Raw genomic sequence first — 9,176 nt, 5'->3', positions numbered from 1 at the left:
CAAAAGGCTCACACCATGCACATCGAAATCGGCATCCTTTCGCAGGACAAGATCGCCTTTGCCTCCGTCGCCGCCACGGCGCTGCTGGGCGCGCACGCGCTGCCCCTGCTCAAAAGCCCCACCGCCTGGCTGCGCACGCTGCTGGCGGCCTTTTTCTTCAGCGTGCTCATGCAGGTGTGGCACATGCCGGTGGGGCCGTCCGAGCTGCATTTCGTGGGCGCCATGCCCATCTACCTGCTGTTCGGCTTCATTCCCACGCTGTTCGGCTTCGGGCTGGGGCTGCTGGCCCAGGCCCTCGTGTTCGAGCCGCAGGATCTGGCGCATCTGGCCATCAACTTCCTGAGCCTGGCCGTGCCGCTGGTGGCTGTGCACCACGGCCTCGGAAAGCGCATGCAGCGCATCAGCGTGGCCAACGTGCTCAAGCTCGACGCCATGTACTACGCCGGCGTGACGCTCATGGTGGGCTTCTGGCTGTCCATCAGCAGCGATGCGGCGCCCGTGGCCGACTGGGCGCTGTTCGCCGCGTCGTACCTGAGCCTTGTGGCGGTGGAGCCGCTGCTCACCATCGGCATCACGCTCGGCGCCGCCCGCCTGCGCGGCCGCCGCTGGCTGGCCGCCTGCATCGACGAGCGCACGCTGCAGCGCGTCGCATCCCCCGCCCCGGCGGCCGCTGCGTGAGGGGCCCCGCGACCATGTCCGCAGGAAAGATCATGCTCGTGGGCATCGGCCCCGGCAGCACCGACCACATGACGGCGCGCGCGCGCGCCGCCATCGCCGAGGCCGACACCATCATCGGCTACGTCACCTACATCAAGCTGGTGGCCGATCTCATCGAGGGCAAGGAGATCATCCGCAAGTCCATGACCGAGGAGCTGGACCGCGCCATCGAATCGCTGGCCCGCGCCCGCGAGGGCAAGAAGGTGGCGCTCATCTCCTCGGGCGATGCGGGCGTGTACGGCATGGCCGGCCCCACGTTCGAGGTGCTGTTCCAGGCCGGCTGGACGCCGCCCGCCTTCGACGAGAACGGCGTGGTCGAGCCCGGCGGCATCGAGGTTGAGATCGTGCCCGGCGCCTCGGCCATCAACAGCTGCGCCGCCCGCGTGGGCGCGCCGCTCACGCACGACTTCTGCGCCATCTCGCTGTCCGATCTGCTCACGCCCTGGCCCACCATCGCGCGCCGGCTCGATGCGGCCGCCCTGGCCGACTTCGTGGTCGCGCTCTACAACCCCAAGAGCGGCCGGCGCACGCGGCAGATCGAGGAGGCCCAGCGCCTCTTTCTGCGCCACCGCAGTCCGGACACGCCGGTGGCCATCGTCAAGAGCGCCTACCGCCGCCGCGAGCGCATCGAGTTCGCCACGCTGGCCACCATGTGCGATGCCGACATCGGCATGCTCAGCACCGTGCTGATCGGCAACAGCAACACCATCGTGCAGCACGGCCTCATGGTCACGCCGCGCGGCTACGCCAACAAGTACGACGTGGAGGGCGGCGGCGCCACGCGGGCCGGCGAGCGGCCGGGCCGGTCGCTTTCCACCGGCCTCAACGGCTGGCTGGAGAATCTGCAGCTCGACCACGCGGCCGGCGAGAGCATCGAGGCCCTGGCCCGGCGCCACCGCCTGCCGGCCGATTACATTCGCGACACCCTGGCCCAGCCCCTGGCGGCCGAGGCCGTCGCCACCACCGAGGAAGAGGCATGAGCCAGCAAGACCCCACCACCGCCACCGCCACCGCCACGACCGCAGCGCCCGAAGGGGTGCGCGTGGCCATCCGGCCGAAGATCGGTGCCTACCGCCGCCACATCCTCATCTGCACCGGCCCGCGCTGCGCCGAAGACGGCCAGGCGCAGGCCCTGTTCGACAGCCTGGGCGACAAGTTCAAGGCCGCGGGCCTGAACGATGGCGAGTTGCGCGTCAAGCGCAGCCGCGTGAGCTGCTTCGCCGCCTGCAAGGGCGGGCCGGTGATGTGCGTGCAGCCCGACGGCACCTGGTACTACGACGTCACGCCCGCCAACATGGACCGCATCATCGAAAGCCACCTGGTGGGCGGCCAGCCGGTGCAGGACCTGGTGTTCCACCAGGGGCCGTCCGGGGGCTGAACGGCGCGGGTGCGGCGGCCGGGGCGGCCGGGCCGTGCACCCCGCGGCCGGCTTCACGCACCGGTGGCCAGCCGCTCCTGCAGGAACTCGATGAAACGCAGCGTTTTCGCCGGCAGTAGCCGCGTTTCGGTCAAGGCGTAGACCGGGACGGGCGTTCCGTACCAGCCCGGCAGGATGCGGCGCAGGCGCCCCTCGGCCACGTGGTCCGCGACGACGCCTTCCGCCAGCAGCGCGATGCCCTGGTCCAGCACGGCCAGGCTGCGGCACATCCCCACGCTGTTGACCTTGAAGCGCTGGCCGATAGCGACTTCCACGGTGGCCCCTCCCTCGTCGGCGTTCAGCACCCACGGGCCGAGCTTGGGAGAGCCGATGCACTCATGCTGTGACAGCGCGGCGGGGTCTGCGGGCTCGCCCGCTGCCTGCAGATAGCGGGGCGATGCGTACAGGTGGGTGGTCAGGCGGGCCAACTGGCGCGCGACCAGCGTCGAGTCCGGCTGCTCGCCCATGCGGATGGCCACATCGAAGGGTTCGGCCACCAGGTCCACCCGGCGCGGGCTGAGGTCCAGATCGAAGGCGATGCCCGGATAGCGGCGCGCGAACTCCGCGATCAGCGGCGCCACATAGATGGTCGCAAAGTCCACCGGCAGCGAAGCACGCAGCACCCCGCTGGGCTGGGCCAGCAGGTCGCCCAGCTGCTCGTGCGCGATCCGCGCCTCCTCGACGATGCGCCGGCAGCGCTCGTAGTAGATCTGCCCCGCCTCGGTCAACTCGATCCTGCGGGTCGTGCGGTGCAGCAGGCGCAGGCCGATCGATGTCTCCAGCGCGCCGATCCGGCGCGACAAGGTCGAGTTGGGCACCCCCGTCGCATCGCCGGCCGCGCGAAAGCTCTTGGCTTTCACCACCTCCACGAAAAGCGCCATGTCGTTCAGGTATTCGAGGGCCATTGCGTCAATATTGGATCAATCATTCCCATCAAACCATCTTTATCTCACGGGTGGGTTAATCGAAGATGCAGCTTCGCAACCGGAGAAACCCATGACCGCCCTTTTCAGCCCTGCCACCGTCGGCCGCTACACCCTCTCGAACCGCCTCGTGATGGCGCCGATGACGCGTTCCCGCGCCGCGCCCGACGGCACGCCCACGGCCCTCGCGGCCACCTACTACGCGCAGCGCGCCGATGTCGGGCTGATCGTCTCCGAAGGCACGCAGCCTTCCGACGACGGCCAGGGCTACCTCACCACCCCCGGCATCTACACCGATGCCCATGTGGCCGGCTGGCAGGGCATCACTGGCGCCGTGCACGCCAAGGGCGCGCGCCTGTTCATCCAGCTCATGCACGTGGGCCGCATGTCGCACCCCGATAACACGCCCCACCACCGGCAGGCCGTGGCCCCCTCTGCGATCGCGCCCGGCGCGCCGATGTTCACGATGACGGGCATGCAGCCCATCCCCGAGCCGCGCGCGCTGACCACCGAGGAGATCCAACAGACCGTGGCGGACTTTCGTCTGGCCGCTCGCCGGGCGATCGAGGCGGGTGCCGACGGCGTCGAAATCCACGGCGCGAATGGCTATCTGGTCCAGCAGTTCTTCGCCCCGAGCGCCAACACCCGCACCGACCAGTACGGCGGATCGATCGAGAACCGCGCCCGTTTCGCGATCGAAGTGGCCACCGCGATCGCCGAGGAAATCGGCGCGGACCGTACCGCCATTCGCCTGTCGCCCGGTGCCCAGCTGGGGGGCATCGATGAGGGGCCCGAAGGGCCGGCCCTGTACCGCTACCTGAGCGCCGAACTCTCCCGGCTGGGCCTGGCTTATGTGCATGTGATGCACGTGGGCGACGAAGCCTTGGTGGCGGACATTCGCAAGCTTTGGCGCGGCACGCTCATCGTCAACCGCCCGGGGCGTGCACGCGAGCAGATCGGCAACGACCTGGCGTCGGGCCTGGCCGATCTGGAAGCCTACGGACAGATGGTGCTGGCCAACCCCGACTTCGTCGAGCGCCTGAAAACCAACGCCCCGATGAATGCGCCGGACCACAACACCTACTACGGCGGTGGTGCCAAGGGCTACACCGATTACCCGGCCCTGGCCGGCGCAGCCGCCTGAAACGGCGCGCCCCGCCATCGACACCTGCACAGGAGAACCTCCCATGACAACGACCCAACGCGCAGTCCTGATCCGCGCCTACGGCGGCGCGTCGGCCGCCGAGATCGGCGAGATCCCGAAACCCTCCGCCGGCGACGGCCAGGTGCTGGTCCGGGTTCGCGCGGCCGGCGTGAACGGCATCGACTGGAAAGTCCGCGAAGGCCTGGTCCAGAAGGCTTTCCCGATTCCCCTGCCCGCCGTGCTCGGCATCGAATTGGCCGGCACCGTCGAGGCCGTCGGGCCGGGGGCCTCGCGCTTTCGGGTCGGCGACCGCGTCATGGGCCCGCTGGGCCGGCTCGGCGCGTATGCGCAATTCGTGCTGGTGGCCGAGGCGAACCTGGTGCACACGCCCGCGGGGCTGGACGATGTCCAGGCCGCCGGCATCCCCGTAGCGGCCGTCGCGGCCTGGCAGAGCCTGCACCAGGCGGGGCCCATCGCGGCAGGCCAGCGCATCCTGATCCACGGCGCTGCGGGAGGGCTGGGCGGCTATGCCGTGCAGTACGCCAAGCGGGCCGGCGCCGAGGTCTTCGCCACGGCCTCCGCAGCGCACCTCGACCATGTCCGAAGCCTGGGCGCGGACCACGTCATCGACCACCGAAGCGAGCGTTTCGAGTCGGTGGCGCAGGGCATCGGCCTGGTGCTGGACTACGTTGGCGGCGAGGCGCTCGATCGCTCGTGGGCCGTGCTGGCCGAAGGCGGCGCCATCGTCAGCGCGGCCGCGCCCGACATCGCCGCACGCACCCCTGCCGGCCGTCGCGGACTGTGGTTCGTGAACCAGGCGGACGCGGTGCTCCTGGCGCAGTTCGCGCAGGAAATTGCCCAAGACTCGCTGATCTCGAAGCTGAGCGATACCGTGGGCTTCAACGGCATTCCGGCAGCCATCGAACGCAGTCGCACCGGCCCCCGCATCGGCAAGGTGGTGGCCGACTTCACGCGCTGATCGGTCCCGGGCACGGCAAAGGCCTGGAAGGCAAACGTCTTTCGGCGGTGTATCGCTCCGGCCTTACCGCTGCGCCGGCGGGCGCGCCAGCCAGCGCACTCCCACCCCAGCCAGGTACAGCATCAGCGCCGAGGGCAGCGTGAACATCGACCCCCACGCACCGATCATGAGCACCGAATACGCCGCGTCCGACAGCCCGGGGGCCGCGGCGCATTGCATGCCCGAGCCCTCGTTGCCTTCGCAGCCGAGCAGGCGCAGCAGCGGCCACGACAGCAAGAGCAGCAGCACCGGCGCGAGGCCGAGGGCGATGCACAGCAGGCCGAACCAGCAGCGCACGGCGAAGCGGCGCAGCGCGGCGGCCCTCATGCCGGGCCGTCCCGTTCCATCGCAGTCGCCCCGCACCGCGCAGGGGCCGGCTGCGGGCCGTGCCTCCGCATCACTTCTTCGCGCCCAGCACCAGCAGCAGGCCGCCGACGGCGATGGCGCCGATGCCCACCCACAGCGGGATGTTGACGGTCTCCTTCTCCTTGGCCGATATCTCCAGCGGACCGACCTTCACCACGGTGGTGTCCTTCGTGTAGCTGAAGCCGCCGTAGGCCAGGCCCAGGGCGCCGGCCACGATCAAAACGATGGCGATCAGTCGGGTGGGGTTCATGGTGTCGGTTCTCTGCAGTGGAATGGAAAAGGGTTGGTGGAGCATAGCCGCTGGCCAGTGCCCCGCCCAGGCCCGCTCAGCGCGGCCGATGCATCTTGAACAGCTGCTCCGGCCCCACCGTGAAATAGTCCGCCGGGCCGCCCGCGCGCAGGATGTGCCCGGCATGGGCCGTGTCGTACACCCCGTCCTTGAGTAGCGCGCGGTCGATGTGCACCGCCACCACCTCGCCCAGCACCAGCCAGGTGGGCACCTTCTCGCCGTCCGCGCCCTCGAGCTGCACGATCTGCGTGCGGCGGCATTCCATGGCCACCGGGCTTTCGGCGACGCGGGGCACGGACACGATCCGCGAGGCCGCGGGGGTGAGGCCGCCGAGCGTGAACTCGTCCACCTCGGGCGGCACGGCGGCGCAGGTCCGGTTCATGGCCTCGGCCAGCGGGCGGGTGGCCAGGTTCCAGACGAACTCGCCCGTGGCCTGGATGTTGGCGAGCGTGTCCTTGGCGCCGATGCTGGCGAATCCGATGATGGGCGGCGTGTAGTTGAAGGCGTTGAAGAAGCTGTAGGGCGCCAGGTTGAGCACGCCGGCCGCGCTGCGCGAGGCGATCCAGCCGATGGGGCGCGGCCCCACGATGGCGTTGAAGGGGTCGTGCGGCAGGCCGTGGCCCTGGCGCGGCTCGTAGCTGTGGATGCCGGAGGCGGCCGGGGCGGGGTCGTGGGGGGAGGTGGCGGTCGTCATGCCTGCACGATACACAAACGGTTCCGGATTCGCCGGCCGGGGCATTTGCTACTATTTTTATAGCTAACAGGGCAATCAATCTCCCGGCGTGCGGCCTGAAAGGTTCGAAAAGGCTGCGAACGCCCCCTTCACCCCCCGCCCGGGCGCCTTCAATCCAGCAGGCAGGCGGCCACCGCGCCCAGCAGCTCGCCCAGGTCCGCCGCCGGCACGGCACCGGGCAGGGCGATGTCGCCGTGCAGCACATACACCGGCTTGCCCCACTTGAGGCCCAGCGCCATCTCCGACAGCGTGCCCATGCCGCCGCCCACGGCCACCAGGCAGCGGCTGCTGCGCGCGATGAGGGCGTTGCGCATCTCGCCCATGCCCGTGGGCACGGCCACGCTGAGCCATTCGTTGGCGTGGCGGTCGTCGTCCTCGGGCAGCAGGCCGATGGCGATGCCGCCCGCGTCGTGCGCGCCGCGCGAGGCCGCCGCCATCACGCCGCCGCGCCCGCCGCAGACGATGGCCATGCCCGCGGCCGCCAGGTGGCGCCCCACGGCGTAGGCGGCCTGGCATTCGCGCACGCCGCCGTCGCCGGGGCCGATGACGCCCACCGGCTGGGCATGGCGGCGCGGGCCGCGCTGGCGGGCGGCCAGCCGCGCCAGCGCCTCAACGGTGGTTTCGGGAAGCATCGCGCTCCCGTTGGCGGGTGGCCACATCTCCAACTCCCATCACGATCACACACACGACCATGAGCACCAGCGAGAGCGCCGCCGCCATGGAAAAGTCGTTGCCCCCGTCGCTGACCTGCGCGAGCAGCATCAGCGGCAGGATGTTCAGCTGCGTTCCCACCAGCGCCAGCGCCGTGCCGTAGGTGCCCATGGCCAGCGCGGCCACGGTGCAGGCGCTGGCGAGCACGGAGGGCGCCACCTCGGGCACCACGGTGTCCCAGAACGCGCGCAGCGGCGTGGCGCCCAGCGTGCGCGCGGCGGCCAGGGGCCGCAGGTCCAGGTGCGCGAACACGGGGTACAGCGACAGGGCCACGCGCGGCACGAGGTAGTAGGCATAGGCCAGGCCCAGGCCGCCCACGCTGTAGATCCAGCCGCCCACCACGGCGGGGTCGGCGCCCAGCCGGGCGGCCAGCTGCGTGACCAGGCCCGCGCGGCCGAACGCCAGGATGAAGCCGTAGGCGATCACCAGCCCCGAGAAGGCCAGCGGCAGCCCCAGCATCGCCATGAGCCAGCGGCGCCTGCCCTCGGGCTGGCGCGCCAGTTCGAGGGCCAGGCAGCTGCCCACCACGGCCGACACCGCGCCGCTGCCCAGCCCCAGCAGCAGCGTGTTGCGCAGCGCGCCCGCGAACAGCGGGTGGTGCAGCAGCCGCCCGAAGGCCGCGCCGTAACCGGCCAGGGCCTCGGGCAGCAGCGCCGCCAGCGGCACGGCCAGAAAGAGCGCCATGAAGGCCCAGGCGGGCCAGGCACCGAATCGCCGCATGGCGTTCAGCGGCCCACGGTGGCCTCGGCCCAGAGGCGGTCCACCTCGGCCTTGCGCGCGGAGGCCTTCACCACGTCCAGCGGGCGGATCTGCGGGGCGGCGGGCATCTTCGCGGCGATGTCGGCGGCCAGCGGCACGCCCGGCACGGCGGGGCGCACGAAGCCCTGGGCGAACAGCGCCTGGCCGGCCTGGCTCATGGTGAAGTTCAGCCACAGCTTGCCGGCATTGGGGTTGGGGCCGTTCTTGACGAGGCTGATGGCATAGGGCGCGGCCACGCTGGCCTCGCGGGGGATCACCACCTCCAGCGCATCGCCCATGCCGTCCACATGCCTGGCCTTGAGGCCGTCGTTCTCGTAGCCGATCCAGATGGGAATCTCGCCCTTGAGGAACTTGGCGTACGGCGTGGTGCCCTCCACGCGCAGCACGTTGCCGGCCGCATGCAGGCGGCCCAGGTAGTCGGTGCCGGGCTTGACGTCGTCCACGCTGCCGCCCATGGCGTAGGCGGCGGCGAACGCCACCACCTGGCCCACGCCGGCGGTGCGCGGGTCCAGGTACACCACGGCGTTGCGGTACTCGGGCCGCAGCAGGTCGGCCCAGCCGGTGGGCACGGTCTTCACGAGCTGGCGGTTCACCAGGAAGGCGATGTTGAGCGTGTGGATGGTGAACCAGCGGCCTTCGGCCTCGCGGAACACCGGCGGCAGGTGCTCGAAGTTCACCGGCTTGAACGGGGCCACCACGTCCTTGGCGGCGGCGTCCACGGCCGAGGCCGCGAAGTAGTAGGCGGTGTCGGCCTGGGGGCGGCGGCGGGTCTTCTCCAGCGCCAGCACGGTGGCGGCCGAGCCGATGTCGTTGTAGGTCAGCTCGATCTCGGGGTAGCGCTTCTTGAACTCGCGAAACAGCGCCTTCCAGTTCGCCCATTCGGGGCCGGTGTCGAACGACACGCACAGGCCTTCCTTCTGCGCGGCCTGGTAGAGCGCCTTCTCGCCGGCGTACAGCTCGGGGCCGTCGAATGAGAAGGCGGCGGGCGCGAGGGCGGCCAGCGGCAGGGCGCCGGCGGCCTGGATGAGTTGTCTGCGTTGCATGGGGAAATCTCCGAAAGGGTCGGTGGGAATGCGGGGAATCGGATGGGAGCGGGCAG

At 70.7% G+C, this 9,176-nt stretch carries 12 protein-coding genes; 5 read left to right on the top strand and 7 right to left on the bottom strand.

Annotation, left to right across the window (positions count from 1 at the left end; genetic code table 11):
- The first annotated feature begins 15 nt into the window (after positions 1 to 15).
- From AVAK2825_RS09610 to AVAK2825_RS09600, 3 genes are read left to right on the top strand one after another with little or no spacing between them, the layout of a single operon-like run.
- Positions 16 to 678 carry an energy-coupling factor ABC transporter permease gene (locus AVAK2825_RS09610; RefSeq protein ID WP_284397162.1) on the top strand — a complete coding sequence of 221 codons (663 nt, stop codon included), beginning with the start codon at positions 16 to 18 and terminating at the stop codon, positions 676 to 678.
- Positions 679 to 692: 14 nt separating this feature from the next.
- On the top strand, positions 693 to 1,697 hold the full coding sequence (gene cobJ / locus AVAK2825_RS09605) for a precorrin-3B C(17)-methyltransferase (RefSeq protein ID WP_272566244.1): 1,005 nt from the start codon (positions 693 to 695) through the stop codon (positions 1,695 to 1,697).
- The gene (locus AVAK2825_RS09600; RefSeq protein WP_284397158.1) at positions 1,694 to 2,095 is read left to right on the top strand and encodes a (2Fe-2S) ferredoxin domain-containing protein; all 402 of its coding nucleotides are present in this window, start codon (positions 1,694 to 1,696) and stop codon (positions 2,093 to 2,095) included. The genes cobJ and AVAK2825_RS09600 overlap by 4 nt, the downstream gene beginning before the upstream one ends.
- Positions 2,096 to 2,148: 53 nt before the next feature.
- On the opposite strand, the gene AVAK2825_RS09595 is transcribed toward AVAK2825_RS09600, so the two are convergent.
- Entirely contained in the window at positions 2,149 to 3,039 is an 891-nt protein-coding gene (locus tag AVAK2825_RS09595) for a LysR family transcriptional regulator (RefSeq protein WP_284397156.1), read from the bottom strand.
- A 91-nt stretch (positions 3,040 to 3,130) separates the two neighbouring features.
- Between AVAK2825_RS09595 and AVAK2825_RS09590 the strand changes: the two genes are divergently transcribed.
- Together AVAK2825_RS09590 and AVAK2825_RS09585 are read left to right on the top strand one after the other, a co-directional pair.
- Positions 3,131 to 4,201 carry an alkene reductase gene (locus AVAK2825_RS09590; RefSeq protein ID WP_284397154.1) on the top strand — a complete coding sequence of 357 codons (1,071 nt, stop codon included), beginning with the start codon at positions 3,131 to 3,133 and terminating at the stop codon, positions 4,199 to 4,201.
- A 43-nt stretch (positions 4,202 to 4,244) separates the two neighbouring features.
- Positions 4,245 to 5,180 (top strand): NADP-dependent oxidoreductase, encoded by a 936-nt coding sequence (locus tag AVAK2825_RS09585; protein ID WP_284397151.1) that lies wholly within the window; start codon positions 4,245 to 4,247, stop codon positions 5,178 to 5,180.
- Between the two features lie 63 nt (positions 5,181 to 5,243).
- Here the strand turns inward: AVAK2825_RS09585 and AVAK2825_RS09580 are convergent, their stop codons facing one another.
- The 6 genes from AVAK2825_RS09580 to AVAK2825_RS09555 form a co-directional block, all read right to left on the bottom strand.
- Positions 5,244 to 5,546 (bottom strand): hypothetical protein, encoded by a 303-nt coding sequence (locus AVAK2825_RS09580; RefSeq protein WP_284397150.1) that lies wholly within the window; start codon positions 5,544 to 5,546, stop codon positions 5,244 to 5,246.
- 70 nt (positions 5,547 to 5,616) lie between these two features.
- Positions 5,617 to 5,835 carry a hypothetical protein gene (locus AVAK2825_RS09575; RefSeq protein WP_272566235.1) on the bottom strand — a complete coding sequence of 73 codons (219 nt, stop codon included), beginning with the start codon at positions 5,833 to 5,835 and terminating at the stop codon, positions 5,617 to 5,619.
- Between the two features lie 76 nt (positions 5,836 to 5,911).
- On the bottom strand, positions 5,912 to 6,568 hold the full coding sequence (locus tag AVAK2825_RS09570) for a flavin reductase family protein (protein ID WP_284397148.1): 657 nt from the start codon (positions 6,566 to 6,568) through the stop codon (positions 5,912 to 5,914).
- A 149-nt stretch (positions 6,569 to 6,717) separates the two neighbouring features.
- A complete protein-coding gene (locus tag AVAK2825_RS09565) occupies positions 6,718 to 7,239 on the bottom strand; it encodes a TIGR00725 family protein (RefSeq protein ID WP_284397147.1) in 522 nt (173 codons plus the stop codon).
- Positions 7,217 to 8,038 (bottom strand): ABC transporter permease, encoded by an 822-nt coding sequence (locus AVAK2825_RS09560; protein ID WP_284397146.1) that lies wholly within the window; start codon positions 8,036 to 8,038, stop codon positions 7,217 to 7,219. The genes AVAK2825_RS09565 and AVAK2825_RS09560 overlap by 23 nt, the downstream gene beginning before the upstream one ends.
- Positions 8,039 to 8,043: 5 nt before the next feature.
- A complete protein-coding gene (locus tag AVAK2825_RS09555; RefSeq protein WP_284397145.1) occupies positions 8,044 to 9,120 on the bottom strand; it encodes an extracellular solute-binding protein in 1,077 nt (358 codons plus the stop codon).
- Positions 9,121 to 9,176 lie beyond the last annotated feature (56 nt).

The organism is Acidovorax sp. SUPP2825, from assembly GCF_030158995.1.
In the GTDB taxonomy this organism is placed as follows: domain Bacteria; phylum Pseudomonadota; class Gammaproteobacteria; order Burkholderiales; family Burkholderiaceae_C; genus Paracidovorax.
This window is presented reverse-complemented; position numbering and strand designations above follow the sequence as displayed.

Excerpts from the sequence above, each read along its gene's own strand:
- AVAK2825_RS09570 (WP_284397148.1), bottom strand. The coding sequence starts at position 6,568 with ATGACGACCGCCACCTCCCCCCACGACCCCGCCCCGGCCGCCTCCGGC.
- AVAK2825_RS09595 (WP_284397156.1), bottom strand. The coding sequence starts at position 3,039 with ATGGCCCTCGAATACCTGAACGACATGGCGCTTTTCGTGGAGGTGGTG.
- AVAK2825_RS09565 (WP_284397147.1), bottom strand. The coding sequence starts at position 7,239 with ATGCTTCCCGAAACCACCGTTGAGGCGCTGGCGCGGCTGGCCGCCCGC.
- cobJ (WP_272566244.1), top strand. The coding sequence starts at position 693 with ATGTCCGCAGGAAAGATCATGCTCGTGGGCATCGGCCCCGGCAGCACC.
- AVAK2825_RS09585 (WP_284397151.1), top strand. The coding sequence starts at position 4,245 with ATGACAACGACCCAACGCGCAGTCCTGATCCGCGCCTACGGCGGCGCG.
- AVAK2825_RS09600 (WP_284397158.1), top strand. The coding sequence starts at position 1,694 with ATGAGCCAGCAAGACCCCACCACCGCCACCGCCACCGCCACGACCGCA.
- AVAK2825_RS09580 (WP_284397150.1), bottom strand. The coding sequence starts at position 5,546 with ATGAGGGCCGCCGCGCTGCGCCGCTTCGCCGTGCGCTGCTGGTTCGGC.
- AVAK2825_RS09610 (WP_284397162.1), top strand. The coding sequence starts at position 16 with ATGCACATCGAAATCGGCATCCTTTCGCAGGACAAGATCGCCTTTGCC.
- AVAK2825_RS09555 (WP_284397145.1), bottom strand. The coding sequence starts at position 9,120 with ATGCAACGCAGACAACTCATCCAGGCCGCCGGCGCCCTGCCGCTGGCC.
- AVAK2825_RS09590 (WP_284397154.1), top strand. The coding sequence starts at position 3,131 with ATGACCGCCCTTTTCAGCCCTGCCACCGTCGGCCGCTACACCCTCTCG.
- AVAK2825_RS09575 (WP_272566235.1), bottom strand. The coding sequence starts at position 5,835 with ATGAACCCCACCCGACTGATCGCCATCGTTTTGATCGTGGCCGGCGCC.
- AVAK2825_RS09560 (WP_284397146.1), bottom strand. The coding sequence starts at position 8,038 with ATGCGGCGATTCGGTGCCTGGCCCGCCTGGGCCTTCATGGCGCTCTTT.